Raw genomic sequence first — 26,226 nt, 5'->3', positions numbered from 1 at the left:
AAACAGTATTTTAGAGATTTAATCGATAAAAACAAACTAAGTATATATTATGCAAAAACACAGATGTGGTTGGTGTATTGGGGACCCATTATACGAAGCCTATCATGACACTGAGTGGGGAGTACCATTACACGACGAACAACTTTTATTCGAATTTTTAATTCTTGAAACTTTTCAGGCGGGTTTGAGTTGGATTACCATTTTACGAAAACGAGAAAATTTTAGGGTTGCTTTTGATAATTTTGATTATAAAATTGTTGCTAAATATAACGATACAAAGAAAGAAGAATTATTACAAAATGCTGGAATCATTCGCAATAAACTAAAAGTAAATTCTGCAATATCCAATGCTCAGAATTTTATTAAAATACAAGAAGAGTTTGGTAGTTTTAATACATATATCTGGAGTTTTGTAGATGGAAAACAAGTTCAGAACAGTTGGCCTCATTATAAAGATTGCCCTGCGACTACAGAAACTTCTGATATCGTAAGTAAAGATTTAAAAAAACGAGGGTTTAAGTTTGTGGGTTCTACCGTGATTTATGCTTTTATGCAGGCTATTGGTATGGTAAACGATCACGAAGTAGGCTGTTTTAGATACAAAGAAGTTTAACATATCACACACAAAACCATTAAAAATATCAAAAGATGAGTGGAGAAACTAATTTAACTACTTTAATCAGAAACATGTCTCCTGTATTACAAACTGGTGAGTTTGTTTTTTCTACAGTAAAAAATACAGATCATATCCCCAGAGAAGATAGTATTGGTGAATTTAAAGAACCCGAAGGAGTAACTATTATAATTGATCGTAAAAAGGCAGAACATCTTAATCTCTCTTATGAATATATTGCTTCATGGATAACTTTAAAAATTCATTCTTCACTCGATGCAGTAGGTCTTACAGCTATTTTTTCGACAGAATTAGCAAAACATAAAATTAGTTGTAATGTAATTGCCGGCTATTATCATGATCATATTTTCGTTGACAAAAAAGATGAACATAAAGCAATCACTGTGCTAAAGAAACTATCTGAAAATTATAAAGGATAGCTTACAGTTTTACCCCAAAAGATAAATCTCCGGCATCACCGAGGCCAGGAATAATGTAGCTCTTATCATTTAATTTTTCATCGACTGCAGCAATCCAGAGATGAGTATTTTCAGGAAAAACATTTTTAATATATGATATTCCTTGCTCTGATCCTATTACAGAAACAATATGTACTTGCTCGGGCATACCATGTCTTTTCATTACAGTAAATGTATTCTCCAGAGTTTTTCCTGTTGCCAACATTGGATCTGCCAAAATCAATGTTTTATCTTTCAAAGAAGGTGAAGCCAGGTATTTTACCACAATCTCAAAATCATCATCATTATTTTGATGATCCCTATACGCCGAAATAAATCCGTTTTCTGCGGCATCAAAATAATTTAATAATCCTTGATGCAATGGCAACCCGGCTCTAAGAATAGAACACAATACAATTGCATTCTTAGGTACAGAAATTTCTTTGGTTCCCAAAGGGGTTTGAACTGTTCTAGTTTCATAATCCAACGCTGTACTTAGTTCGTAACTTAAGATTTCGCCTATTCGTTCGATATTCTTCCTAAAACGCATTGCATCTTTCTGTATAGTAACATCTCTTAATTCTAAAACAAATTGATTTAAAATTGAATTTTTTAATCCTAAATTATGAATAACCATTGATACTGCATTTTAAGAAGTTATTAAAACTATTATTTCCAGTTACTTTTTGAAATCAATTAAAGGTTAGAATAGATTCCTAATCATATATTATTTCAAATATTTTACAAACGCGGCCCTGGTAATTTCTCTGGCACCCAGGCTTGCCAAATGATCGGTATACACCTGGCAATCGATCAATTGTATCTCTTTTTTTATTAACCACTCTACCAAGGTAATAAAACCATATTTAGAAGCATTACTTACTTTAGAGAACATGCTCTCACCACAAAATACTTTTTTATCTTCCAACAAAACCCCGTACAAACCTCCTACCAAAACAGATTGTTCCCAAACCTCAACAGAAATAGCATATCCTAATTGGTGAAGTTTTGTATATGCCTTTTGCATATCGTTTGTAATCCAGGTACCTTCTTGTTCTGGACGTTTGATTGTTGCACAATGTTGTACAACACTGTCAAAAGCCTTATTAAATGTTACTTCAAACTTATTTTTTCTGATAAGTTGGCGCATACTTTTACTTACCCTAAGTTCTGGTGGAAAAAGTACCATTCTTGGATCTGGGCTATACCATAGGATCGGTTGTTCCTTATCATACCAGGGAAAAATCCCATTATGATATGCCTCTAGTAATCTATCAACAGAAAGATCTCCTCCTATAGCCAAAAGACCATTAGCATCAGCAAGAGTAACCGGTGGAAATTGTATTGAGTCTGTTAAAATGTACAAAATATACTTATAAACCTTTATACAACGTTAAATATCAATCAGTTGTTTGAATTGACCAAAAAAATCGCAATATTTGTTAGGACCTTTTAAGATAAATTTTGTTCATCATTGCTTTTTTGAGTTTTATTAAAAGGTTAACCTAAAACCACAATAATGAAAAGTCCGATATTATCTTATATCGGACTTTTTTCTTTTTATTAAATAGTCTGCTTAAAACCTATTTAGAATGGTAAATCATCATGTTCTTCTTCAGAAAAATCTTTTGCAGGCTCAAAGGCATCTACTGGTGGAGTTGGAGGAGCAGAAGCATTCTGAGCTGCAGGTTGCAAACTCTCAATTCTCCATCCCTGGATAGAATTAAAATACTTAGTTTCTCCTTGTGGGTTTACCCACTCACGACCACGTAAATTAATACTTATTTTTACATCCTGACCAACTTGAAAAGGGTTTAATAAGTCACATTTATCCTGAACAAACTCTACCATGATATGTTGTGGGTATTGCTCTTCAGTAGTAACTACAATTTCTCTCTTTCTAAAACCATTGCTTCCAAAGGTTTGAGTCTCACCGATCATCTTTACTTTACCTTGTACTTCCATCTTATTGAATTATTATTTTGCTGCTAAAATGTTCCATGCCGTATCCATATCATCCTGATCAAGATACTGCTTTGCAAATTTATGAATTTCTATTAGGTTAGCCTCCCGAATTTTACCCTTAATATCATTATGGTTATTAACAAATTCTAAAGCTTCAGTTTTTGTTGGTATTCCTTCTACATTTCCTAGCTTACCTAAATCGTTTCCTGTAAAAACAGTACTGCTTCTTATTTCTTCTGGCAATGCATCTACACCAATCCCTATAGAGCTTAATGGTTTAGGCACTTCAAACATTCCCATATTAGCTCTACTGTACCAATTACCCCCCATACGAGCAACCTGATCTATCTTATGCTGATCTATTCTATTATTTTCGTCCATAACATTCTCACTAATATGCATAAGAACGACCTCACAGATAATAAGATTACCCGCTCCTCCTTCGGTACCCATAGGAACTACCTGATTAACCTTACATTCAAACTGTACCGGAGATTCTCCTACACGATATGCTTTGACTTTTTCTGAAGGAACCATGGTAAGCCCAGATTTCACAAATTCGTTAACCCCTTCTGGATACTCTGTACTTGATAATGACATCTGCTGTACAATATCATAATTCACAATATTAATGACTACTTCTTTGGTAGATTCTGCATTTTCTAATGTATGTTTAGTCGTATTATCTCTTACTCTTCTCGCCGGAGAAAAAATAAGAATCGGTGGATTTGCACTAAATACATTAAAAAAACTAAACGGAGATAAATTAGCATTGCCATTTACATCCATCGTACTAGCAAAAGCTATAGGTCTGGGACCGATTGCTCCAAGAATTAAACCATGTAATTTTCCTGTAGTAACCTCTGATGGATCGATTGTAATCATAATTTGTTTTATATTGAGCAAATATAACCAAAGTTTGGTTTTAGAATCACTAAAAAAACAGGTTTTAGAATCTGTTTTATAAACAATAAAATCGTTTTAAAACGTTTATATTTAGGATTTAGTTAACTAGTCTGTATGAATTTTTCTGATGAGCGTAATTTTTCGAGCTATTTTATTATTATAGCTGTTTTAGTAATAACTGGCCTCGTTTTATGGAATACATCGTTATTTATGCAACGTCTTAAGGATGACGAACGAACTAAAGTTGAAATATGGGTGCAATCCCAGAAAGCATTAGACAGCGAACAATCTGATGATTATCTTGAATTATCTATTGTAATAGGAGCAACAAATAATTCTATACCTATCATCATTACAGATTCTAAAGGTGATTTTATTAGAGATTCTTTAGGAAAACCTGACCCAAGTTATTTTAAAAATTTATCTAAAAGTGAAGTAACAGATGAAGATAAGCTTAAGTCATATTTAAAAACGTTAAAATCAGAAAATGATCCAATTGAACTCGATCTTAAAGATACCGTTCAATATATTTATTATGGAAATTCGGATATTTTAAATAAACTAAAATATTACCCAATGACCATTGCCATCATTATATTTTTGCTAATTGGAGTAATTTATTTCTTTTTTACTACCTCTAAAGCTAGTGAACAAAATAAACTATGGGCAGGTATGGCTAAAGAGACTGCTCACCAAATCGGAACACCATTATCCTCATTGGTAGGTTGGAACGAAATCCTTAAAACCGAAAATGTAAATCCAGAATATATCGTAGAAATAGAAAAAGATATTGAACGATTAAAGATAATTACAGAACGTTTTTCTAAAATTGGATCTATTCCCAACCTTGAAGACGTTGATATTGTAGAAGAAACCCGAAACGCTTATACATATCTTCAATCCAGAAGCTCTAAACTCATTAATTTTTCGCTTAATTTACCCGATAAACCTATTCAAGTATCATTAAACTCCCAATTATATAGCTGGACAATCGAAAATCTCGTAAAAAATGCTATTGATGCGATGCGAGGAAAAGGAGATCTTGAAATTGACCTTATAGATGATGCGAAGCGGGTATTTATACGAATTAAAGATACTGGTAAAGGTATTCCTAAAAGTAAATTCACCAAAATTTTTGAACCTGGATATACATCTAAGAGCAGAGGATGGGGTTTGGGTCTATCCCTATCAAAAAGAATTATAGAAGAATACCACTTAGGAAAAATTAAAGTTCTTAAATCAGATATTGGTAAAGGCACTACTTTTCAAATCACACTTCGCAAGTCTGGAGTTACTTCTTAATCTTAAATTTTCCTAAAAGGGTATAACAATATTTTTTTCACAACGTTATAGAATACCTAGAACGCCAAATCTAAACAAAGTGAAAACTGAGTATATTATTTTAAAGGAAACAACTCTTAACAATAATTGTCCAGAATGCTACTCTACTGATGGCATGGTACTTTCTTTCAAACAGCAAAGACTAAAATCAAAATTTCTGGTAAAAACCAAAAGCAATATTGTCGAAAGTATTAACTGTAACAAATGTGAAAATCAAATTTTTCCAGGACAGTGGACCACAGATATAGAGAGAGTCTATGATTATCATAAAAAAACAATCACTCGTCAATCTGGATCATTACGTTTTACCAAATTGTTTTATATTCTAACACTTCTTGCAATAGCTATAGCAGCTTTTCTGTATATCTATCTTTATAGACCTGATCTTTTAGGAATCTAATATTGTTTCATAACCCCTCGTAATTCATCTGTAATCAGAAAGGTTTTATCTGTATTAAAATCAAAACAAACTGCTACATCATGACCTTCTGCACAAAGTACGCCCTCATCATTATACAATTGATGATATAATCCAAAACTAGAGTTTTTAATAAATTCGACTTTAGTTTTAATTACTACATTTCCCGGAAAAAACAAAGGGTTTTTAAAATCACATCGGGTAGAAACCAACATAGGTCCCTTTTTAGTTTCGGCATATAATGTTGCCAAACCGGTTACTTCCCAGAATTGAACACGTGCACTTTGCATATATTTCATGAAATTTACATTGTTCACATGCTGATAGGTATCCATCTCACTCCAATCAATACGAAGTTGTAGAGATAATTTAAAATCAGATTCTTGCATATGTCTTTATAAATTCGAATGAATCTCTTTTGCCAATGTTTTAAAATCAGACTCTGTCATAGAAATTTTATGCTGAAAAGTCATTTCTTTCATTTCATTTAACGGAATTAAATGTACGTGTACATGTGGTACTTCTAGACCTACAACGGCAATACCAACACGTTTACAAGAAACTGTTTTCTCTATAGCTTTAGCTACTTTACGAGAAAAGCGCATTAACTCCAGATATTCGTCTTCATCCAGATCAAATATTTTATCTTCTTCTTTTTTAGGAATACAAAGCGTATGTCCTTTTGCATTTGGACTAATATCCAAAAAGGCGTAATAATTCTCATCTTCGGCCACTTTATACGATGGAATTTCGCCATTTACAATTTTAGTAAATAGGGTAGACATTAATTAAATTTTAGTTGGGTTACGGTTTTGGAAATATAGTTTATTTATCTGTAAGTCAAAACCATAAAAAAGCCTTTTTTAAAAAATTAAAAAAGGCTTGTAATAAAATCTAAAAAATTACTTCTTTTATTCTCTTGAAATCTCTACAACATCAAACTTCATAATCCCATTAGGAACCTGTATTTCGGCTATTTCGCCAACACTTTTTCCTAATAGACCTTTTCCGATAGGAGAATCTACAGATATTTTTCCTGTTTTAAGATCTGCTTCACTTTGTGCTACCAATTTATAGGTCATTTCGGCACCATTAGTTTGATTTTTGATCTTTACAGTAGAATGTATAAGGGCTTTAGATGTATCTAATTGAGATTCGTCAATTAAACGTGCATTCGAAAGAGTTTCTTCCAATTTAGAAATTCTCATCTCTAATAATCCCTGTGCTTCTTTTGCGGCATCATATTCGGCATTTTCACTTAAATCCCCTTTATCACGCGCTTCAGCTATTGCTTGAGAAGCTTTTGGGCGCTCAACATCCTTAAGTTGACTTACTTCGTCTCTTAGTTTTTTAAGCCCCTCTGCAGTATAATAAGATACTTTGCTCATAACTTCATCGTTTATATAAATACAAAAAATCCCATAAGAATGGGATTTGTTATTCAAAGATAACAAAAATTTTACTGAAGACTACAAATTTACGTAATTTGCCAATACAATATTAGTGTTATGAAAAAGACTTTATTTTTAGCAAGTATCCTTTTGGTTTTATCATGTAGCAGTGATGATAATCGAGATAATAATCAATTTCTACCTCCTTCGAGTGTTAATTATCAAATCAATCTTAATTTACCTCAATTTAACGCGCTTAAATTTCCGAGTAATCATTTTGTAGATAACTCAGAAAACGGAAGTATTAAAGGAGTCATCATTTATAATATTGATAATACTCAGTATGCTGCTTTTGAGCTTAGTGACCCTAATCATGCTCCCAGCTCCTGTTCTACTCAGACAATTGATGGGATCACCGCTACTTGCAATTGCGATGACGGAAACAGTTACAATATTGTTACTGGACAGCAAACCTCTGGAGAGGGTCAATTTGGATTAAGGCGATATAATGTGCGACGAGAAGGAAATACGTTATTTATATCTAACTAGTTATACAAAGAAAAAACAACTTGGTTTTAGTCTGTATCTTGTCTTTTTGAAATCACAACTTTAAAAGAAAGCGGAAAATCAAAATCCATTAACTTAAATTCATACTCATCGTTCCAGGATGAAGGAGCATATGTATACTCTGTTTCCCCTTGTAAACCATACCTGTAAACCTCTATTTCTCCACAATTATTTCCTTTAGAAAGCGATAGCTGTACACCTGTTTTTGTTGGACCACTGGCACCGTGTGTTGGGCGTTTATGAGAATAACCTGTTAATAGAATAGACAAAGAGTCTGTAAGCATTACTGGTACATTAGGCTTTAGTTCAACCAGTATTGGGTTTACATATTGTATTACTCCTATACCCTCCTCTTGTTGGGCATAACTTAAATGATTCCAAAAAAGAAAAAGAGAAATTACAGCAATTATCCTACTCATAAAAATAAAATTACACATCCTATATCCAAAACAGTTTTAGCCCTTAAATATATTACAATTTATTTCCAATTATAGGCCCAATCTTTCCAAACCACTTCTAATCCTTTATTTTTAAGCATTTTGACTACATCTCCTGTAGAACGTTCATCAGAAATCTCGAACTGTTCTAAAGACTGTGGTTCTACGACATAACCTCCCGGATTAGTTTTAGATTCGGCACTTATAGAAGTGATTCCAAGATTTACAATATGTTCTCTAAACACTTCACTTTCTCGAGTAGACAAAGACAATTCTACATCTTCATCTAACAATCGAAAAGCACATATTAACTGTACCAAATCCGAATCTGTCATTGCTACTTTTGGCTCTAGCCCACCGCTATGTGGTCTTAGTCTCGGAAAGGATATCGAATATTTTGTTTTCCAGTATGTTTTTTGCAAATAGTTAAGATGCAATGCTGTAAAAAAGCTATCCGCCCTCCAATCTTCTAACCCAAAAAGAGCTCCTAATCCTATCTTATGAATTCCTGCTTTACCTAATCGATCCGGAGTTTCTAATCGATAATCGAAATTAGATTTTCTTCCTTTTGGATGATGTTTTTTATATGCCGACTTATGGTATGTTTCCTGATACACTAATACAGCATACAAACCATTTTTAATTAATAGTTCATAATCAGACTGATCTAATGGTTGTACCTCTATCGTAATATTCGCAAATTTTGATTGTATAAGTTGTATGGTATTATTGATATAATCTACTCCCACTGTCCTATTAGCTTCTCCCGTAACCAAAAGGATATGATCATAGCCTTTGGATTTTAGAAAATCTACTTCTTTTAGAATTTCTTGATCGGTTAATGTTCTTCTCGGAATTTTATTAGTCATACTAAATCCACAATACGTACATATATTTTGGCATTCATTACTTAAGTACATAGGGGTATACATCTGGATGGTGTTGCCAAAACGTTTTTTAGTAGTATAGCTACTTATTTGCGCCATATGCTCTAAATATGGTTTTGCTGCAGGAGAAATCAATGCTTTAAAATCTTCAAGATCTCTTTTAGGTTTTTCTAGAGCATGAACAACATCTGCTTCTGTCTTAGAAAAAATGCTAGACAGTGTTGCTTCCCAATTATATTGTTCGAATATATCTTTGAAACTGGTATCAGGTAACTGGTATCGGGCATCTGTCATTACTTAATTGCTTTAACTAAATTAAACAACATCTTTCTGATAAAAACTACCTTGTTTAACAGATCATTTGCTTGTTCTTTTTCTAAATAGCCTAAATCTTTTGATAAAATCAAAAGATATTCGACCTCTGAAATAGATCCAGAAGCAATTCGTAAGAATCTTGCAAATTCTTTGTTGGAATCATGACCACAACCTTCAGATATATTGGTTGGAACAGAAGTGGATGCTCTTCTTAGTTGTGATATAATCCCAAACCTCTCGTCATCAGGAAACCGCTTAGTTAATTCATAAATTAGTAAACATAATTTATGGCTTTCTTTCCAAACTTTTAATTCTTTAAAATCTCTCATAAACATATTTTAATCAGTTTCTAAGTATCACTTTTCGACATTACCCCCCAATACCAGAAACCTGATACCCAAATTCTGAGACCTCTTTTTAACCTTGTGTTAAAAATGATGTTAACGGGCTACTCGCCTCTGCATGTTGTCTAACAGGAGCTAATTTTGAATGATACGCCATACGACCTGCCTCTACGGCCATTTTAAATGCTTTTGCCATCGTTATTGGTTGTTGAGATACTGCAATAGCCGTATTTACTAATACTGCATCTGCACCAATCTCCATCGCTTGAGCCGCATGAGAAGGGCTTCCGATACCAGCATCTACAATTACAGGAACATTACTTTGATCTATGATAATTTCTAAAAACTCTAATGTCTTTAAGCCTTTATTACTTCCTATAGGCGCACCTAGTGGCATCACACATTGTGTTCCTACTTCTTCTAATCGTTTACATAAAACAGGATCTGCATGAATGTATGGCATGACTACAAATCCTTGTTTCACCAATTCTGAAGCTGCTTTTAAGGTTTCAATAGGATCTGGCAATAAATATTTTGGATCCGGATGAATCTCTAGCTTTATCCAATTGGTCTCTAGTGCTTCTCTTGCCAATTGAGCAGCAAAGATTGCTTCTTTAGCATCCCGAACTCCAGATGTATTAGGGAGTAAATTAATTCGCGGATGATCTAAATGTTTTAATATATCATCATTCTCATTATTAACATCAACTCTTTTTAATGCTACCGTTATTAGTTCACTTTCTGATATAAGTAATGCATCCCTCATTAACTGAGAAGAGCTAAATTTTCCTGTACCCGTAAATAAACGGGATGAAAATTCTTTATCTGCAATTTTTAATTTTTCCATTTCTTAACGATTAGCTGGTAGCTTTTGAACCATTAGTTTTTTTATAGTTTTTATTTTTTTCTCCAGATTTACCTGGTTTGTCAATTCTCCCGAAACAGCAATTCCTGATATTCCTGTCTGCATAAGTGTGGTAATATCCTTTTCTGTAATTCCTCCAATTGCAATTATGGGTAATTCTAAATTTTGATTTTTCAATTTGACAAGAATACTTGTGTAACCATCAATCCCTAATACCGGACTTAGTTTCTTTTTGGTTATTGTATGTTTATAAGGGCCAAGACCTATATAATCTACACCATCTTCTATATGTTGTATGCAGTTTTCTAATGTATTTGCAGTACCACCAATAATAAAATTATCTCCCAGAATTTTTCGTGCCTCTTGGGGATTCATGTCATTTAATCCCAAATGTATGCCATCGGCCAGAACAGCTTTTGCCACACTTACATTATCATTGATAATCATAATTGCATCATATTGATCACAGATATTTCTACATTGCAACGCTGTATTTAAATAAGTAGCCATATCAACCTCTTTAAGGCGTAGTTGTATCCATTTGCAACCAGCTTTGCAAGCATTCTCTATATTTTTAAGATGCTCCTGTGGAGTTTTGCCTTGTGAAATATATTGTAAACCTACTTCTTTCATAATCTTTATTATTAAATTCTATGATACCCTAGCAAACTACCATTAGAACTCAGTACTTTTTCGGTATATCTTTTTCCTCTATAACAAGCTTTTATTAATGGAAATCCTAATGCCAAATATGTAGTAATTGCTGAAGAAAGCACGCAACCGCTTCCATGTTTTTCTGATACATTTTGTTTTTTTGGGTTAAACACAAAATTCTTTCCACTTTTAGTGAATAGTTCATCTTTTCCAACTGCTTCTTTTCTATGCCCTCCTTTCAGAAAAAGATTAACTTTACTAGAGATATGAGTAATTGTTTCTTCTATAGTTTTACTTGTGTACAATTTCTCTATTTCATTATAATTTGGTGTTAGAAGGTAAATTTTGTTTAATATTTCCTCAAACTGTTTTTCAATATTATTCTGATCATCCAAATTGTCATTATAAGAATGAAAATTAAAATTAGAACTAGATCTTAATACTGGATCTAAAACAATTTTAATTGCATTATTTTTTTCTAATACAACATCAATAATTTGATTGAGTACTTCCCAGTTTTGAACGATTCCTATTTTTACATACGTTATTGCAAACCGATCAAATAGTATATCTATTTGATTTTTAATCACATCAAAATCCATCCATTGGCACGATATAAATTCAACATCATTCTGGATCGTATTTGCAGTACAAACAGATAAACCATAGCCTTTTAATGCTTCGATTGTTTTAATATCTGCAGTAAGTCCAGCTCCGTTAGACGGATCAAAGCCTGCTATAGTAAGTATGTACGGTCTTTTTACCATTCTTATTAAGAATCAACTTTAAGTAATTTGTATCGTTTTAAGTTTATCATAAATTATTTTGAAACTTTTTAATGAATCTTCTGTATTCCATATTCCACCTAAAACACCGATTCCTCTATATCCCAGATCGAATGTTGCTTGCAATGTGTTTTCATTAATTCCGCCCATCCCTATTACAAATTCATTTAGGTCAGTAACATCAAATCCTTTTCCAGTATAACCAACTTTTGAAATTGAACTAAAAACAGGGCTTAATAACACATATTCAAAATTAACCGAGCAATTTTTTATATCCTCTTTAGAATGAAAGGAGCTACTTACTTTATAGCCTTTTGTTTTATAATTATTAATATATTCTTCTAGTTTTTCTTCTAAATCCAATCGTGGTTGCTCCTGAATATGAATTCCTCTCAAATTAAATTCTTCACATAACTCATGAAATTGATGTATCATAATACGGTTGTAGTATTTTGTGTCAATTTGGTTGAGGAAAGTTCTATATCCTTCTACATCTAATGTTGGTTTGCGAAAATGCAGTATCTCCAGACCACTATCGAAAAGTTTATTGATTTTACCTGCTTCGTTCTCTAATTCTCGTTCTGAGGTTAATATGATTAGCATAGGTTTTAAATATCAGGTTTTAGTTACCGGGTATCAGCAATTAGGTATCAGGATTACTGAAACCCAACACCTAATTGCTGACACCTATAAATATACTTCGCTTCCTTTTTCTTTAAATTCTTCTGCTTTTTCCTGCATCCCTGCTTCGAGTGCTTTTCGGTCATCAATTTCTTTTTTTGCAGCATAATCACGTACCTCCTGAGATATTTTCATCGAACAGAATTTTGGGCCACACATACTACAGAAATGAGCAATTTTTGCACCTTCTGCCGGTAGTGTTTCATCATGATATTCTCTTGCCAGTTCTGGATCCAGAGATAAATTGAATTGGTCTTCCCATCGAAACTCAAAACGCGCTTTACTTAAGGCATCATCTCGATGTTGCGCTCCCGGGTGTCCTTTTGCTAAATCTGCGGCATGCGCTGCCAGCTTATAGGTGATCACACCTGTACGTACATCTTCTTTATTTGGTAATCCTAAATGTTCTTTTGGGGTCACATAACACAGCATCGCAGTTCCATACCAACCTATCATAGCAGCTCCGATTCCCGAAGTGATATGGTCGTATCCGGGAGCAATATCAGTAGTCAAAGGACCTAAGGTATAAAAAGGTGCTTCTCCACAAGCTTCTAATTGTTTATCCATATTTGCTTTGATCATATGCATTGGCACATGTCCTGGTCCCTCGATAAAGGTTTGTACATCGTGTTTCCAGGCAATTTTTGTTAATTCTCCCAGTGTTTCTAACTCTGCAAACTGTGCCTCGTCATTAGCATCTGCAATACAACCCGGTCGTAACCCATCTCCTAACGAAAATGCTACATCATAAGCTTTCATAATCTCGCATATTTCTTCAAAATTTGTATATAAAAAGCTTTCTTTATGATGTGCAAGACACCATTTTGCCATAATAGATCCTCCTCTAGAAACGATACCGGTGATACGCTTTGCCGTCATAGGCACATATGCCAGACGTACTCCTGCATGAATGGTGAAATAATCTACTCCCTGTTCTGCCTGTTCGATCAATGTATCTTTAAAAATTTCCCAGGTTAAATCTTCGGCTTTACCATTCACTTTTTCTAATGCCTGATAGATAGGTACTGTTCCTATGGGTACTGGTGAGTTACGAATAATCCACTCACGGGTTTCATGTATGTTTTTTCCTGTAGAAAGATCCATGATATTATCTGCTCCCCAGCGGCATGCCCATACTGCTTTTTCTACTTCTTCTTCGATACTTGATGTTGTAGCAGAATTACCGATATTGGCATTGATTTTCACCAAAAAATTTCTCCCTAAAATCATAGGTTCACTTTCTGGGTGATTGATATTAGATGGTATAACAGCTCTTCCTCTGGCAACTTCTTCTCTTACAAATTCTGGAGTAATTACCTCGGGAATACTAGCTCCAAAATCTTGACCGGGATGTTGTTTAGAAAGGCGTTTTACTTCTTGAAGTTTTTGATTTTCGCGTATAGCTACATATTCCATTTCGGGAGTGATGATGCCTTGTTTCGCATAATACATCTGGGAAACATTTTTTCCTTTTTTAGCTCGTTTTGGCTTACGAAGATGGTTAAATCGAAGATGATCCAAACTAGAATCATTTAGTCTCTTATTACAATATTCTGAAGAAAAACTATCTAATTCTTCTACATCTCCACGGTCTAAAACCCATTGCTCCCGAATAGGCTCGATCCCATTATGTACATTGATCTCTTTTGAAGGGTCGGTATATGGACCACTCGTATCATAAACAGTAACAGGTTGATTAACGGTTCTTTTTCCTGTAATGCTATCGACCGTATCACTTAATTCGATCTCTCGCATTGCTACTTTAACTTGTGGATGAATAGCTCCAGGTACATAGATTTTTTTTGAACTTGGAAAAGGTGTGGTACTAATTACGGTGTCCTGTGGTGCTGTATCTTTTTTCTTCATGAATATTGTATTTCAGGTTTTGATTATACCCTTTGCTGTTAGTTTTTCTTATGGTATTAATGATTTGTAATTAACTTACCCTCCTTGAGTAGCTTTTATGATTACTATATCATCATCGTTTTCTATCATTGTTTGTTCCCATTCTTCTTTAGAAATGACTTTATTATTAATGGCAATAGCAATTCCGTTAGGAAGAATATCTAATTGCTCTAACAGTTTTTTAATTGAACTGTTTTCTGAAATTGATTGAGATTGATTGTTAACGTTTATGGTCATTTTTTTATATATTAATTCCATAAACTTTAGGTCGTAATTGCCTAAATAGAGAAGAAAAATCACACGTATAAAAATGTGATATTTACTTTTCCCTTCGTCGGTACTAACCGCATCAGGTTCAAAGGGTATTTCTCAGACCTAACCGAAGTTAAGGACACCCCTAAAGTTTATGTTATAAAAGTAATAAAACTTATACAAAAAAGAAGGTTAAAGCCAAGTTTTAACCTCCTCTTATTTAAAATTTTAATGTTGCTCCAAGTAAAAAATTAATCCCTGCCTGCGGATAAAAACCTGCTCCCTCGATGGTAGTCACCGTACCTGGATTAGAAAAATCATCATCAAATGTAAAAAAGTATCCATTAGACACATATTCCTCATCAAAGACATTATTAACCAACCCTGTTAATACTATAGATTTAAAAACAGGAATATTTTTGATTTCATATACCACATTAAGGTCATTTATAAAGAAACTATCGAGTTTCGAAACCTTACTATCAATATTCCCCATGTATTGCTCTCCTACAAACTTAGACAGCAATCCTAATTGAAGGTTTTTTATAGGGCGATATATAAACATATTGCCCGCTACAATATTAGGAGAATATGAGATGTTTGTATCTCCAAGATTTGCTAAACTACCATCTCTAGAGGTTATAAAATCTTTATTCTTATTCGTACTTAATGAAACATTGGGTTTAACTACAAATTGATCAGAAAGTGTAATATCTGCATCTATTTCGATTCCCAAACGATAGCTTTCTCCACTAGTTGCTCTAATTGGCGCACCTACATCATCTAATGCTCCTGTTAGTACCAATTGATCTCTATACCACATATAATAAAGGTTGGTATTTACTATTACTTTGTTTTTTGCTAATCGCCATCCTAGTTCAATATCATTAAGTCTCTCTGCTGTATCTATCCCATTTTCAAAATCATCTCTTCTTGGTTCCCTATTAGCTCTGGCATAAGATACATATAGATGATTTGCATCATTTACATGAAAGGTTGCTCCCATTTTTGGGTTAAAGAATGCGTAGTTTTTATCTACTTGAAGTGCTACTCTTTTTGAAGTTAACCCTGAGGTTTTATAATTTACAAAACGCCCTTGCAAGTCTAAAAATGCGCTCCATTTGTCATTAATTCTATAGGTGGTTTTACCAAAAACAGAGTATTCGGTTTTCTTTCCATTTCCAAAATAGTATTTGTCTCCGCTCTGAAAACCGATAGGGTTCTCTGTCCAAATAATTTCACCAAAATGATCTCCGTCATAATAACTATAGAATCCACCAAAATCGATATCGAGATTCTTATCTTTATAATTCACACTAGCATTTGCAACATAAAAATCGTTCTGCAACCATCTTTTACGAAGATAATCGGTTTGTGTAATTTCTTCTCCGTTAACAGTAACAGGATTTACTCCTAAGAATGCCAAAGTAGCCTGATCAGAAAATAACACATTACTATAATGCCACTCATCTACATATTGCTCAAAGAATCCTCGACCATACGTATAATTTAGGCCTAAATTTGTAGACCAGTTATTATTATACTTTTGGTTCCAATGCAATTGGTAATGATCTTGTTTATAATTATCTACTTCATTCTCATAAAACCCTTGAAGATTTCCTTCGGCATCATATTGAAATCCTATTGGATTAAATCGTCTGTCATTTTCTAAAGTAGTCTTATCAATACCATTCCACGATTGATATGTAATCTCATGTCCACCAAAAGTAATTGCTTTAATTAAAGTGTTATCGTTTACATAAGATCCTTGTACGAAATACGATTTTAAATCTGAAGAAGCACGGTCGACATAGCCGTCTGATGCAATAGCTGATAAACGACCTGCTATTTCTATCTTTTCGTTAATTAATCCTGTACTAAATTTTAAGTTATGCTTTCTGGTTCCGAAGGACCCCACAGTATTCGAAATTTCTGCATTAGCTTTTTCAGAAACAGCGTCTGTTAATAAGTTTAAACTTGCTCCAAAAGCTCCCGAACCATTAGTTGAAGTTCCTACCCCACGCTGAAGTTGAAGGTTTTCGACAGAAGATGCAAAATCAGGAAGGTTTACCCAAAATGTACCCTGGCTCTCTGCATCATTAAAAGGTATCCCATTTAATGTAACATTTACTCTTGATGCATCACTACCTCTTACTCTAATATATGTATACCCAACTCCAGTTCCTGCATCAGAAGTCGTAACTACTCCTGGTAAATAATTTAATAAAATCGGAATATCCTGACCTAGATTGCGTGTCGCCAGTTCCTCTTTAGACAAATTAGAATGGGTGATAGGTGAATCTGCCTCTACTCGTACAGATTTTACTAAAACTTCATCTAGTTTTTCTATCTTGGTTTGAGTAGAATCTGTTGATTTTTCCTGAGCCGTAAGGTTAATGCTCAATAATAAAAGTGTAAAATATAATAATACGTTTTTCATCCGTAAACATTCATTACGAATAAAAGGGGTTATTATTCTGTTATAAAATTAGTACTTAAAAAAAGCTTGATACCATTAAGAATATACATGCTACCTAAAGTTTTGGTATTTTCTATAATGTCATCTTGCTTATCACAAAAGAGGCACATCGTACCTTTTTTGGTTCCACAGTCCCTTGGCAACATTACTCGCCCAGGTTCATCGGGTATGATCTCAGCCTTTTACATTTTAAACTTAAAAAGCACCCCTTTTGAGATTTTGGCGCAAAAATACTGTGTTTTATTGATTTATTGTACATTTATTTGATGTAATGTAGAATCTATACTAAAACAAAGCAATGCTTTAGGGTTTTTGAAGTTATAAAAGGGTTATGAAGAATACGAAAAGATCGGTTACTTTTAAAATTATTGCAGGTTATCTACTTGCAGGTTTACTTGCTGTAACTGCATTTTGGGTTATCTACCAGCAATTAGGTAATTATACTCAAATTACCGAAATCAAAAATCAAAATAACGAAAAACTCTTTCTTGTTGGTGAAACGATAACAGGGTTATATGAAGCAGAAAGCTTAACAAGAAATATCATTCAAACTTCTGATGTTAAAAAGTTTATTACTTATAAAGCTAAAATAGATACCATCTTAAAAACAATTAATCAGGTTTCTGAAATATCTGATGATACTTTACAAACTCGAAAAATCGATAGTATCAAACATCTTATTGATAGTAAAAATAAAAACCTCGAAGAGCTTATTAAAGTTTATGAGCAGCGAAAACAAAAAGGGTTATACGAGACTGCTATTGATGAACTGGAAAAAGTAAACAAAAGCTTTGGCGGATATACCAAATATGATATCCGATTTAAAAAATATGATCCTCGTACAAGAAGGGCACTGATAAATATTCTAGAATTAACCAGACAAGATAATGCAAAACGACTTACCAATCAGACAGTCGATTCATTAGCGACTTCTGTAAAACAAGTACTTGCTGAGCTTGAACAAAAGGATAAGAAATATAGGCGTGAAATAACGCTAAAGGAGAACAATCTTCTCAAAAAAGATCAAATCATTACAAAACAGCTAAGAGACTTACTTGCTTCTATTGAGCGTAATGAAAGAAATGAATATTTTGCACGTCTAGAAGCTTCTAATCAGGTTCTAAATAATACCGCAGATATTATTGTAATAATTGCAGCCATTAGTCTGCTAATAGCAATCATATTTCTGTTTTTGATTACTAAAGATGTTTCTAAAAGTCAAAAATACCGTAATGAACTCGAAGCCGAAAAAACATATACCGAATCTCTTTTAAAAACACGGGAATCTTTAATTAATACGGTTACTCATGACCTTCGTTCTCCTTTAAATACGGTTATTGGATATTCGGATTTATTAGAAAGAACCGGGCTAGACAATAAGCAAAAGCATTATCTGGATCACTTAAAAAAATCATCAGACTATATTCTTCACCTGGTAAATGACCTTCTTGATTTATCAAAACTTGAGGCCGGTCGAATGGTAATTGAAGAGCTTCCGTTTTCTCCACAAAAATTAATAGAAAATACGATTTCTAGTGTTATTCCTATAAATGATAAGAAAAATCTTGATATTAGGATTATAACAGATCCTCAATTAAAAAAACAGTATTTAGGAGATCCTTTTAGAATAAAACAGGTATTGACAAATTTGGTAAATAATGCTTATAAATTTACTAATGAAGGCTCTATAACAATTGATAGTAAGGTTATCGAAAATGGTTTGTCGGAAAAACAATTGGTTATATCTGTAAAAGATACAGGAATTGGAATTACAAAGGAGCAACAGCATTATATTTTCGAAGAGTTTTCTCAAGGAGATGATAATACCGAAAAAAAGTACGGTGGTTTTGGTTTAGGGCTTGCTATTACCAAAAAAATAATTAAACTCTTAAAAGGTAAAATCGAATTAGAGAGTGAACTTAATGTAGGTAGTAAATTTACATTTTATATTCCTTTTAAACAGTCTGATATATCAATCCCCGAAGAAGAATCAGAAGTTCCAGAAATACAGAATCTTACAAATAAGAAGGTTTTGATCGTTGATGATGATCCTAGTCAATTAGCTCTAACCAGTGAGGTAGCTACATTAGCCGGTCTGACTTATGATATTTGTAAAAACGGTATTGAAGCGATCTCATTATTACAGACCAATACATACGATCTTGTGCTTACTGATATTCAAATGCCAAAAATGGGTGGTTTTGAACTTTTACAATCTATAAAAAGTAATGCAAATCAATCCACTATACCAGTTGTTGCATTATCTGGTAGAACAGATACTTCTTTTACAGAGTATCGAGAGGCTGGATTTGCTGCCAGCTTGCGAAAACCATATGCCCCAAAAGAATTAATTGATCTTATTGCCAAGATACTTAGTGTTGATTTAACCAATTATAATGGGACAACTCATAATGGTCTTAACCTATCTAACGAACAATATTCTCTTAGCGATCTAATGCTTTTTGCGCAAGGTGATTCTGATTCTTTATATGCAATTCTAGATACATTTTATGAAAGTACTATTGACAATGTTAAAGAACTAAAAACAACAATCAGAAAAAAAGATATCTATCATATTAAAAAGATTGCTCACAAAATGCTTCCTATGTTTAAACAGATCAAGGCAAAAGAAGTAGTACCTATTCTAGAAAAGCTAGAACATCCGGATCAATATCATCTTAATAAAAAAGCGATATTACATCTAACAAATGAAGGTATCGAAAAAATTGAAGATTTAATTGATAAATTAAAAGTAGAAAATTAAAGACTAATATCGTACTGTTTTAATTTATTGTACAGTGTTTTTCTATCTATCAAAAGCATTCTGGCAGCTTTAGCTTTATTTCCATTTGCTTTTTCTAATGCATCAAGAATCAATTCCTGTTCATTTTGGTTTTTAAACAAGCCATAATTTTGTTTTGCATTATGAGGAGCATATGCAATATCATTTGGTAATACATCTAATGTAATCATATCACTTTGAGAAAGAAGAACAGATCGTTTTACCATATTTCTTAATTCCCTTAAGTTACCAGGCCAATTGTATTTTTTAAATGCTTCCAATACTTCATCTGTGAATCCAACTACATGTTTTTCTAATTCGATATTTGATTCTTCAAGAAAGTGATTTGCAAAAAGCATCAAATCTTCAATTCTATCTCGCAATGGTGGCACCTTAATAGAAAATTCATTTAATCTATGATATAAATCTTCTCGAAAATCTCCTTCTTTTACTGCATGACTAAGATCTTCATTAGTAGCGACTATTACTCTAATATCTACTTCTATTTCTTTATTACTACCTACTGGCTTGATTCTTCGTTCCTGAAGTGCTCTTAACAATTGAACTTGTAGTTCATAACTTAGATTACCTATTTCATCTAAAAATAATGTTCCTTTATTGGCAGCCTCAAAATGACCCACTTTATCATTTACCGCCCCGGTAAAGGATCCTTTTATATGCCCAAAAAACTCACTGGAAGCTATTTCTTTAGGAATAGCTCCGCAATCTACCGCTACAAATGGTTTATCTGCTCGCTTACTTGCTTTATGAATACTGCTGGCAACGTATTCTTTACCTGTACCACTATCTCCTATTACTAAAACAGACATGCGTGTAGGAGCTACCAGAGCAACATATTCATTTAGTTTTTTGGAAGCATCACTAACTCCACGAACAAAAGAATCATTAGCCCTTTTTGGTATTTTAGGCTGTGTTACATTAGTTTCCCTTTCTTTAACTGTTTTGTCTGATATAGGTTTTTGTTTATATAGTGCTTTTTCTATAGTATGTAGTATAGTATCTGGATTAAACGGTTTTGAAACATAATCAAAAGCTCCTTGTTTAATAGCACTAACAGCCATATTGATTTCGGCATAACCCGTCATAATAATTACTTGAGTATCCGAGCTATGTTTTAAAATTTCGGCTAATAAGGTAATACCATCACTATCGGGTAATCTCACATCAGAAAGTACAACATCAAAAGTTTCTTTCTTTATTTTTTGAATAGCTTCATTACCAGAAAATGCTGTAAAGACCTCATATTCCTTTTTTTGTAAAAAGGTCTTTAGCATTGTACAAAAAGCCACATCATCTTCAACGATAAGTATCTTAGACATATTTAAAAATTTATTCCCTAAAAAAGCTATTGTATAAAATTACGATTTAAAATACTTAGTTCGAATAAAAACATAAAAAAAGAGACCCTTGGGATTGAGTCTCTTTTTTAGCACTAAACAACTTTATATCGTCCTTGGTTGCAAAACGATATCCTTTTCTACCCCTAGATTTAAGATTTATTGTCGTTTGGCTTTATCCATTCGCCATTAGCGCTTGCAAATACAACTTTTGTATTATCGTCTTTACTTTGCAGGATAATTTTATATGTATTATCCTTAGACATATATGCTTTTACAATCCTTAACTCTGCAAAATCTTTGGCAGCTGCTTCTTGAATTGATAATGGCAATTCTACAATATTAATTTCAGTATATTCCTGCTGCTCATACTCATAATCTCTAAACTCGAGATCATCACTAAGAACGGCTAATTCGTCCTGAGCAACAACACCCTGTGCCGAAAAGATACTTACTACAATCGCTACTATCATTGGTAACTTTTTCATTTTGGGTTACTGAATTATTTCTACAGTTAATAAATAGTAATAATTGTTCCAAAGATGTAATCACAAGTAAAAACAATTCAAATACCTGACTATCAATAAGTTGTTGTTTTTACATGTATAAGTGTATTAGTGTAGAAAATGTAGAATCCACACAAAAGTGTAGAAATATTACACACTTTTAAAAAAGAGATTAGCTCATAAAGAAGGTTTTTTGCGATTAGCTTTCTTTAATGAATGCTTTTGTTTACTATCCAGACGTTTTTTGATAGCTGCCCTAGAAGGTTTAGTTTGTTTTCTTTTTTTAGGAATATAGAGATTGGCTTTAAGAATCTCTAAAAGCCTTTTAATCACTAGTTCTTTATTTCTATGTTGACTTCTACTATCACCACATTGTAATAATAAAACACCAGATTTGGTTAATCGTGAAGACAACTTTTGGCTCAACCGTAATTTTTCGTCATCGGTAAACCCTGCCGATGTCTTGATATCTAAAGCTAGTTCTATTTTTGAAGATACTTTATTTACATGTTGACCTCCTGCTCCAGAGCTTCGAATAGCTTTAAATTTTAGTTCATTTATGACTATAGAAATATTCACGAAAAAAGAGTTACCTGGTGTGCAGATTTAAGCAAATCATTTACTGTTTTCACAGGGTTAAATGTAGTTAATGGCACTTCTACAAATACACTAATCCAATTTGCCATTGCACCATTCCATAACCCAGGAAGCTCCAATGCTTTAAGAATCTTACCATCCAAAGTTTTTTGGGTAATAAATCCTGCATCAGGATCTACAAAATCAAGTAGATCAAATTTCTTACCGTTATAATCCCGTACACCACACACCAAATCAACCGGATTAAAATGAGTAGCACTACCAAGAATCTCTTCTTGTCTTCGATCTTTTTTATCAATTTGTGGCGCTTCGATAATCTGTAATACTAATCTTCCATTTTCTCGCTTTATCCAAAATGGGCCTCCTCCTGGTTCTCCTTCATTAATTACCATACCACAAACCCGAATAGGTCGATTTAAGGATTCTCGTAAGAATTGAAGTTTATATTTATCAGAAAATTTATCAAAATCTAGCGGCAATCTTACATTAAGCTGGTGTACCAAAAACTTCTTGATGTCTTTTAACTCTGCTTCTGAAGGCTTCTTTTCATCGATTGCATTTAATATTCTAAATACTTCGTCCTGAATTTCGATAAGCTTACCTGCTAATACTTTTTTATATCCAGAAACCTCATCTTGATATTTACGTACCACTACATTATCTATATTTTTTATGTAAATAATATCTGCATCCAAATCATTTAAGTTTTCGATCAACGCTCCATGTCCTCCTGGTCTAAACAACAAACATCCATCTTCTTTTCTAAACGGCTCATTATCTTCTGTTACTGCGATAGTATCTGTTTCTGACTTTTGAAATGAATAGGTAATACTAAAATTAGTATTGGTCTTCTCTTCAACTTTTTTCTTAATTCTTTCAAACTCACCTTTAAAAGCTTCGAGATGGTCTTTAGAAATCGTAAAATGCAGTTTAGAATCGCTTTTATCGTTAGTATTATAACCGGCTGCCTCATATAAATGTTCTTCAAAAGAGGTTGCTATGCTATCATCATATTTATGAAAAGGAAATAATCCCTTAGGAAAGGTTCCGTAATTTAATCCTTTCTCTTTTAGCATCATTTCGACAAAAATATACAATTGTTTCCCTTCGGATAACGATCTAAATTTAGGATAGGCACTTTTTACTTTTTCCATAACTATATCATAGAATGGAAATTTTTCCAGACCTATTAAAAAAAGACGTATTGCATTTGCTTTTTCGTGATTTGTATAAGAGTTAAGGCTTTCTTTCTTAAAATCATAATTATCAAGAAACCGAAATAAATCTTTAAACATTCGTGTAGCTGCACCCGATGCAGGGACAAATTTTATCGTTTCGAGATGCTGCACTCTAGAATCGTATAACTTGGTAAGTTCTGATTGGTAGTGTTCAGAAAATTTAAGGATTCCATTATCCAGTGTCGCTGCACTTCTTAATGCTACAAAAGGGATTTCGTTTTTAAAAGTTTCTATTTGTGTAAGTACCTTATCAATCGTTAATCCTTTTGATTTGATTAACTTAATATCTTTATCTGTTATATTCACTTTTATCTTCTATTAATTGGCTAATGTGTGTCAATGCTTTTTCAAAGCGAGATATTTTATCTCCTTTTAAGACGATGTATGGAAGATTGTGTTTATCAAGACATTCTTTAAATCTTAAAAACATTTCTTCTCGTTCGTGGGGTTTGTCCCTTAGATCATCGGCAATCCAAGGAATGTCAATATAAGTTAAAAGATACAAATCATAAACATTTTCTAATGAAATTTTATTTAAGGTTTTGGGAACAGCTCCATCGTAGTATGCTTCTGAATATACTTTGAGCTCTAAAAGATTTGTATCACAAAACAGTAGGGTGTTAACTTTTTGAGCAATTTCATTTTCTAATTTCATTTGCCCTTCTGCAATCTGAATCATATCATCATACACGCATACTTCATTAGATTCGTCCCATTTTTTTTGCAAATATTCTCGCATATATTCGGGAACACACTCTGTATTATAATATGCTGCCAATTGCCTGGATAATGTAGTTTTGCCCGTACATTCTGGACCAAACAATACTATTTTTACACAATTGCCGGGTCGTTGTCTAAGCTTTTCTTCCATGTGATATATCCAAAAATTGCAATAATCGTAAACACTACATATTGCAAACTGGTAAATGTAAATCCTTTATAAAAATATAACGGTACCGAAATAACGTCTCCGATAATCCAAAATATCCAATTTTCAATTTTTCTTTTTGCCATTAACCACATTCCAACAAAGAATATCGCTGTAGTTAAGGTATCTATATATGCTGCCCAATCATTTAACTTATCAAAAACAACATAAACTCCATACACAAAAAGCAAGGTCATGACAAAAATTATTGCTGATATATTCTTTTCTTCAGTAGTTGTTCTTGCAATGGGAGTAACATGTGTCTCATCTATTTTTCGGGTCCAAATGTACCACCCATAAATACTCATTATGAAATAATACGCATTGATCATCATATCTCCTAACAATGACCATTGTAATAATAAATACACATAAATCGCAGTACTTATAATCCCCGTTGGATATACCCAAATCTTATTAAACCAAGCAAAAATTACACTTAGCAGACCAAAAAGTGCAGCTATAATCTCGAGAGCTATATGTAAATCGGAGTATTCTGAATACTGCCCAAATAAAAATTCAAAAATGGGGTTCATAATCACTTCTATTACTTTTTACCATTTTCATATACACCAAAACGTGATCCATATCTCCAAACGCGTTTTTAATTTCTAAAGTCAAAAAAGACATTACTTTATCATACTCTCCATAGATTTGAGTACTTAAAGGATTTTCTATAACTGTAAACTCAGATACCCTTAACCGTTTTATAAAACGAATAATATGTTCTTCAAAATCAGCTTGAAGTGGGGTAAGGGTTAATTCTATTGATATTTGCATGTTATCTTTTTTATGATATTTCCCAAAAAATATTCATGTATTCGTAGTTACAAAATTTATATTTCAGAAGCTGGCAAAGCATATACACAGGTAAATCCTTCAAATTCTATAAATGCCATATCATAATGCGTTATTTCATCTTTATAATTAACAGCACCATAAACAAATGGATATTCTAATGTAAAAGGAGAAATATAAATATGTTGCTCAAAACTTAAGCCTGCCGTTGCATATAACTTATACAAAGATTCTTTGGCTCCCCAAATTATTGTTAATGCACGAGTTTTATCCAGATTTTGTTTTTCCAGAGCATCATTCTCAAAATCATTCACAAATTTATGAGCAATTCTATGAATCTTTTCTCTTTGTTTCTCGATATCAATCCCAACAAGTTTATCACTAATTATGATTCCTGCAAATTCATAAGAATGGGTGATTGAAATTTGTTTTCCATCTTTAAGATGTGGTTTTCCAAATTCATCATAATACAGATCATGATCGGTATACCCAAATGCAGCCAGCAGATGCCTAACGCTCATAAAGCCTCTGCGATGCATATCAGATTTCATATTATCTACTCTATTCTGGCAATGTTGTGTTAATTCTATTCCCTGACAGAGAGAATCATAAGATTCTTCAATCTTCCAAATCAACACATTAGTACTTTCATCTACTGTTATAGTTTTGTAAAGAGGCATTTAAATTCTTAAAGTTATTATGTACCTTTGCAAACCGAAAAAGGAATATTATTCCATTTTTCGGGAAACGAATTTA

31 protein-coding genes and 2 riboswitches are annotated in these 26,226 nt (G+C 32.9%); of the genes, 6 read left to right on the top strand and 25 right to left on the bottom strand.

The annotated features are described in order from the left end of the window. The first annotated feature begins 49 nt into the window (after positions 1-49). On the top strand, positions 50-613 hold the full coding sequence (locus tag DK441_RS01895; RefSeq protein ID WP_109097232.1) for a DNA-3-methyladenine glycosylase I: 564 nt from the start codon (positions 50-52) through the stop codon (positions 611-613). Positions 614-648: 35 nt separating this feature from the next. Continuing rightward, positions 649-1,053 (top strand): ACT domain-containing protein, encoded by a 405-nt coding sequence (locus tag DK441_RS01890; RefSeq protein WP_109097231.1) that lies wholly within the window; start codon positions 649-651, stop codon positions 1,051-1,053. Position 1,054: 1 nt separating this feature from the next. Here DK441_RS01890 and upp read toward each other — a convergent pair whose 3' ends face one another. From upp to DK441_RS01870, 4 genes are all read right to left on the bottom strand, one after another. Continuing rightward, the gene (gene upp, locus DK441_RS01885) at positions 1,055-1,708 is read right to left on the bottom strand and encodes a uracil phosphoribosyltransferase (protein ID WP_109097230.1); all 654 of its coding nucleotides are present in this window, start codon (positions 1,706-1,708) and stop codon (positions 1,055-1,057) included. Between the two features lie 90 nt (positions 1,709-1,798). Beyond that, positions 1,799-2,437: a leucyl/phenylalanyl-tRNA--protein transferase gene (gene aat / locus DK441_RS01880; RefSeq protein WP_109097229.1), complete on the bottom strand. Its 639-nt coding sequence runs from the start codon at positions 2,435-2,437 to the stop codon at positions 1,799-1,801. 221 nt (positions 2,438-2,658) lie between these two features. Then, entirely contained in the window at positions 2,659-3,036 is a 378-nt protein-coding gene (locus DK441_RS01875) for a DUF3127 domain-containing protein (RefSeq protein ID WP_074407001.1), read from the bottom strand. 12 nt (positions 3,037-3,048) lie between these two features. Continuing rightward, positions 3,049-3,921, bottom strand: a complete 873-nt coding sequence (locus tag DK441_RS01870) for a flavin reductase family protein (protein ID WP_109097228.1) — start codon at positions 3,919-3,921, stop codon at positions 3,049-3,051. Positions 3,922-4,056: 135 nt separating this feature from the next. Here DK441_RS01870 and DK441_RS01865 point away from each other — a divergent pair, with 135 nt between their 5' ends. Both DK441_RS01865 and DK441_RS01860 read left to right on the top strand, forming a co-directional pair. After that, on the top strand, positions 4,057-5,244 hold the full coding sequence (locus tag DK441_RS01865; protein WP_074406999.1) for a HAMP domain-containing sensor histidine kinase: 1,188 nt from the start codon (positions 4,057-4,059) through the stop codon (positions 5,242-5,244). 79 nt (positions 5,245-5,323) lie between these two features. Next, complete coding sequence (locus DK441_RS01860) at positions 5,324-5,683, top strand: hypothetical protein (protein WP_160111917.1); 360 nt, start codon at positions 5,324-5,326, stop codon at positions 5,681-5,683. Here DK441_RS01860 and DK441_RS01855 read toward each other — a convergent pair. The 3 genes from DK441_RS01855 to greA form a co-directional block, all read right to left on the bottom strand. Continuing rightward, positions 5,680-6,090: a thioesterase family protein gene (locus DK441_RS01855; RefSeq protein WP_109097226.1), complete on the bottom strand. Its 411-nt coding sequence runs from the start codon at positions 6,088-6,090 to the stop codon at positions 5,680-5,682. The genes DK441_RS01860 and DK441_RS01855 overlap by 4 nt on opposite strands. Positions 6,091-6,096: 6 nt before the next feature. Further along, entirely contained in the window at positions 6,097-6,486 is a 390-nt protein-coding gene (locus DK441_RS01850) for an HIT family protein (protein ID WP_074406996.1), read from the bottom strand. Positions 6,487-6,612: 126 nt separating this feature from the next. Next, a complete protein-coding gene (gene greA, locus DK441_RS01845; protein WP_074406995.1) occupies positions 6,613-7,089 on the bottom strand; it encodes a transcription elongation factor GreA in 477 nt (158 codons plus the stop codon). 120 nt (positions 7,090-7,209) lie between these two features. On the opposite strand from greA, the gene DK441_RS01840 reads away from it, so the two are divergent. After that, a complete protein-coding gene (locus DK441_RS01840) occupies positions 7,210-7,641 on the top strand; it encodes a hypothetical protein (RefSeq protein WP_109097225.1) in 432 nt (143 codons plus the stop codon). A gap of 26 nt (positions 7,642-7,667) precedes the next feature. Here DK441_RS01840 and DK441_RS01835 read toward each other — a convergent pair whose 3' ends face one another. The 10 genes from DK441_RS01835 to DK441_RS01790 all read right to left on the bottom strand — a co-directional run bounded on the left by DK441_RS01835 (position 7,668) and on the right by DK441_RS01790 (position 17,224). Next, the gene (locus DK441_RS01835) at positions 7,668-8,078 is read right to left on the bottom strand and encodes a hypothetical protein (protein WP_074406993.1); all 411 of its coding nucleotides are present in this window, start codon (positions 8,076-8,078) and stop codon (positions 7,668-7,670) included. 59 nt (positions 8,079-8,137) lie between these two features. After that, a complete protein-coding gene (gene thiH, locus DK441_RS01830) occupies positions 8,138-9,277 on the bottom strand; it encodes a 2-iminoacetate synthase ThiH (RefSeq protein WP_109097224.1) in 1,140 nt (379 codons plus the stop codon). After that, entirely contained in the window at positions 9,277-9,627 is a 351-nt protein-coding gene (locus tag DK441_RS01825) for a four helix bundle protein (RefSeq protein ID WP_025664447.1), read from the bottom strand. Before DK441_RS01825 ends, thiH begins: the two co-directional genes overlap by 1 nt. An 88-nt stretch (positions 9,628-9,715) precedes the next feature. Continuing rightward, positions 9,716-10,489 (bottom strand): thiazole synthase, encoded by a 774-nt coding sequence (locus DK441_RS01820; RefSeq protein ID WP_109097223.1) that lies wholly within the window; start codon positions 10,487-10,489, stop codon positions 9,716-9,718. 3 nt (positions 10,490-10,492) lie between these two features. Beyond that, positions 10,493-11,140 (bottom strand): thiamine phosphate synthase, encoded by a 648-nt coding sequence (locus DK441_RS01815; RefSeq protein ID WP_109097222.1) that lies wholly within the window; start codon positions 11,138-11,140, stop codon positions 10,493-10,495. Positions 11,141-11,151: 11 nt separating this feature from the next. Next, positions 11,152-11,928 (bottom strand): hydroxymethylpyrimidine/phosphomethylpyrimidine kinase, encoded by a 777-nt coding sequence (locus tag DK441_RS01810; protein ID WP_109097221.1) that lies wholly within the window; start codon positions 11,926-11,928, stop codon positions 11,152-11,154. An 18-nt stretch (positions 11,929-11,946) separates the two neighbouring features. Beyond that, positions 11,947-12,549, bottom strand: coding sequence for a thiamine phosphate synthase (locus DK441_RS01805; protein ID WP_109097220.1), 603 nt, complete (start codon positions 12,547-12,549; stop codon positions 11,947-11,949). A gap of 84 nt (positions 12,550-12,633) precedes the next feature. Beyond that, complete coding sequence (thiC, locus tag DK441_RS01800; protein ID WP_109097219.1) at positions 12,634-14,493, bottom strand: phosphomethylpyrimidine synthase ThiC; 1,860 nt, start codon at positions 14,491-14,493, stop codon at positions 12,634-12,636. Between the two features lie 75 nt (positions 14,494-14,568). Continuing rightward, complete coding sequence (thiS, locus tag DK441_RS01795) at positions 14,569-14,769, bottom strand: sulfur carrier protein ThiS (RefSeq protein WP_025664454.1); 201 nt, start codon at positions 14,767-14,769, stop codon at positions 14,569-14,571. 72 nt (positions 14,770-14,841) lie between these two features. Further along, a riboswitch (TPP riboswitch) is annotated at positions 14,842-14,941 on the bottom strand. A gap of 63 nt (positions 14,942-15,004) precedes the next feature. Then, positions 15,005-17,224: a TonB-dependent receptor gene (locus tag DK441_RS01790; RefSeq protein ID WP_109097218.1), complete on the bottom strand. Its 2,220-nt coding sequence runs from the start codon at positions 17,222-17,224 to the stop codon at positions 15,005-15,007. Positions 17,225-17,377: 153 nt separating this feature from the next. Beyond that, a riboswitch (TPP riboswitch) is annotated at positions 17,378-17,483 on the bottom strand. Positions 17,484-17,594: 111 nt separating this feature from the next. On the opposite strand from DK441_RS01790, the gene DK441_RS01785 reads away from it, so the two are divergent. Next, positions 17,595-20,027 carry an ATP-binding protein gene (locus DK441_RS01785; protein WP_109097217.1) on the top strand — a complete coding sequence of 811 codons (2,433 nt, stop codon included), beginning with the start codon at positions 17,595-17,597 and terminating at the stop codon, positions 20,025-20,027. Here the strand turns inward: DK441_RS01785 and DK441_RS01780 are convergent. From DK441_RS01780 to DK441_RS01745, 8 genes are all read right to left on the bottom strand, one after another. Beyond that, positions 20,024-21,385, bottom strand: coding sequence for a sigma-54 dependent transcriptional regulator (locus DK441_RS01780; protein ID WP_109097216.1), 1,362 nt, complete (start codon positions 21,383-21,385; stop codon positions 20,024-20,026). The genes DK441_RS01785 and DK441_RS01780 overlap by 4 nt on opposite strands. Positions 21,386-21,555: 170 nt before the next feature. Then, positions 21,556-21,891, bottom strand: coding sequence for a hypothetical protein (locus DK441_RS01775; RefSeq protein ID WP_074406981.1), 336 nt, complete (start codon positions 21,889-21,891; stop codon positions 21,556-21,558). Positions 21,892-22,086: 195 nt separating this feature from the next. Continuing rightward, entirely contained in the window at positions 22,087-22,488 is a 402-nt protein-coding gene (gene arfB / locus DK441_RS01770; protein ID WP_109097215.1) for an alternative ribosome rescue aminoacyl-tRNA hydrolase ArfB, read from the bottom strand. Then, a complete protein-coding gene (locus DK441_RS01765) occupies positions 22,485-24,050 on the bottom strand; it encodes a DUF4301 family protein (protein WP_109097214.1) in 1,566 nt (521 codons plus the stop codon). The genes arfB and DK441_RS01765 overlap by 4 nt, the downstream gene beginning before the upstream one ends. Next, positions 24,034-24,615: an AAA family ATPase gene (locus DK441_RS01760; protein ID WP_109097213.1), complete on the bottom strand. Its 582-nt coding sequence runs from the start codon at positions 24,613-24,615 to the stop codon at positions 24,034-24,036. Before DK441_RS01760 ends, DK441_RS01765 begins: the two co-directional genes overlap by 17 nt. Next, entirely contained in the window at positions 24,576-25,208 is a 633-nt protein-coding gene (gene pnuC, locus DK441_RS01755) for a nicotinamide riboside transporter PnuC (RefSeq protein WP_109097351.1), read from the bottom strand. Before pnuC ends, DK441_RS01760 begins: the two co-directional genes overlap by 40 nt. After that, a complete protein-coding gene (locus DK441_RS01750; RefSeq protein ID WP_109097212.1) occupies positions 25,192-25,452 on the bottom strand; it encodes a hypothetical protein in 261 nt (86 codons plus the stop codon). The genes pnuC and DK441_RS01750 overlap by 17 nt, the downstream gene beginning before the upstream one ends. Before the next feature lie 56 nt (positions 25,453-25,508). Next, positions 25,509-26,150, bottom strand: coding sequence for a 4'-phosphopantetheinyl transferase superfamily protein (locus DK441_RS01745; RefSeq protein ID WP_109097211.1), 642 nt, complete (start codon positions 26,148-26,150; stop codon positions 25,509-25,511). Positions 26,151-26,226: the final 76 nt, after the last annotated feature.

The sequence above is a fragment of the Aquimarina sp. AU58 genome, from assembly GCF_900312745.1.
Lineage (GTDB): Bacteria > Bacteroidota > Bacteroidia > Flavobacteriales > Flavobacteriaceae > Aquimarina > Aquimarina spinulae.
This window is presented reverse-complemented; position numbering and strand designations above follow the sequence as displayed.

Coding starts and splice junctions, on each gene's coding strand:
- DK441_RS01895 (WP_109097232.1), top strand. CDS start 50: ATGCAAAAACACAGATGTGGTTGGTGTATTGGGGACCCATTATACGAA.
- DK441_RS01890 (WP_109097231.1), top strand. CDS start 649: ATGAGTGGAGAAACTAATTTAACTACTTTAATCAGAAACATGTCTCCT.
- upp (WP_109097230.1), bottom strand. CDS start 1,708: ATGGTTATTCATAATTTAGGATTAAAAAATTCAATTTTAAATCAATTT.
- DK441_RS01875 (WP_074407001.1), bottom strand. CDS start 3,036: ATGGAAGTACAAGGTAAAGTAAAGATGATCGGTGAGACTCAAACCTTT.
- DK441_RS01870 (WP_109097228.1), bottom strand. CDS start 3,921: ATGATTACAATCGATCCATCAGAGGTTACTACAGGAAAATTACATGGT.
- DK441_RS01865 (WP_074406999.1), top strand. CDS start 4,057: ATGAATTTTTCTGATGAGCGTAATTTTTCGAGCTATTTTATTATTATA.
- DK441_RS01855 (WP_109097226.1), bottom strand. CDS start 6,090: ATGCAAGAATCTGATTTTAAATTATCTCTACAACTTCGTATTGATTGG.
- DK441_RS01850 (WP_074406996.1), bottom strand. CDS start 6,486: ATGTCTACCCTATTTACTAAAATTGTAAATGGCGAAATTCCATCGTAT.
- greA (WP_074406995.1), bottom strand. CDS start 7,089: ATGAGCAAAGTATCTTATTATACTGCAGAGGGGCTTAAAAAACTAAGA.
- DK441_RS01840 (WP_109097225.1), top strand. CDS start 7,210: ATGAAAAAGACTTTATTTTTAGCAAGTATCCTTTTGGTTTTATCATGT.
- DK441_RS01835 (WP_074406993.1), bottom strand. CDS start 8,078: ATGAGTAGGATAATTGCTGTAATTTCTCTTTTTCTTTTTTGGAATCAT.
- thiH (WP_109097224.1), bottom strand. CDS start 9,277: ATGACAGATGCCCGATACCAGTTACCTGATACCAGTTTCAAAGATATA.
- DK441_RS01825 (WP_025664447.1), bottom strand. CDS start 9,627: ATGAGAGATTTTAAAGAATTAAAAGTTTGGAAAGAAAGCCATAAATTA.
- DK441_RS01820 (WP_109097223.1), bottom strand. CDS start 10,489: ATGGAAAAATTAAAAATTGCAGATAAAGAATTTTCATCCCGTTTATTT.
- DK441_RS01815 (WP_109097222.1), bottom strand. CDS start 11,140: ATGAAAGAAGTAGGTTTACAATATATTTCACAAGGCAAAACTCCACAG.
- DK441_RS01810 (WP_109097221.1), bottom strand. CDS start 11,928: ATGGTAAAAAGACCGTACATACTTACTATAGCAGGCTTTGATCCGTCT.
- DK441_RS01805 (WP_109097220.1), bottom strand. CDS start 12,549: ATGCTAATCATATTAACCTCAGAACGAGAATTAGAGAACGAAGCAGGT.
- thiC (WP_109097219.1), bottom strand. CDS start 14,493: ATGAAGAAAAAAGATACAGCACCACAGGACACCGTAATTAGTACCACA.
- thiS (WP_025664454.1), bottom strand. CDS start 14,769: ATGACCATAAACGTTAACAATCAATCTCAATCAATTTCAGAAAACAGT.
- DK441_RS01790 (WP_109097218.1), bottom strand. CDS start 17,224: ATGAAAAACGTATTATTATATTTTACACTTTTATTATTGAGCATTAAC.
- DK441_RS01785 (WP_109097217.1), top strand. CDS start 17,595: ATGAAGAATACGAAAAGATCGGTTACTTTTAAAATTATTGCAGGTTAT.
- DK441_RS01780 (WP_109097216.1), bottom strand. CDS start 21,385: ATGTCTAAGATACTTATCGTTGAAGATGATGTGGCTTTTTGTACAATG.
- DK441_RS01775 (WP_074406981.1), bottom strand. CDS start 21,891: ATGAAAAAGTTACCAATGATAGTAGCGATTGTAGTAAGTATCTTTTCG.
- DK441_RS01760 (WP_109097213.1), bottom strand. CDS start 24,615: ATGGAAGAAAAGCTTAGACAACGACCCGGCAATTGTGTAAAAATAGTA.
- pnuC (WP_109097351.1), bottom strand. CDS start 25,208: ATGAACCCCATTTTTGAATTTTTATTTGGGCAGTATTCAGAATACTCC.
- DK441_RS01750 (WP_109097212.1), bottom strand. CDS start 25,452: ATGCAAATATCAATAGAATTAACCCTTACCCCACTTCAAGCTGATTTT.
- DK441_RS01745 (WP_109097211.1), bottom strand. CDS start 26,150: ATGCCTCTTTACAAAACTATAACAGTAGATGAAAGTACTAATGTGTTG.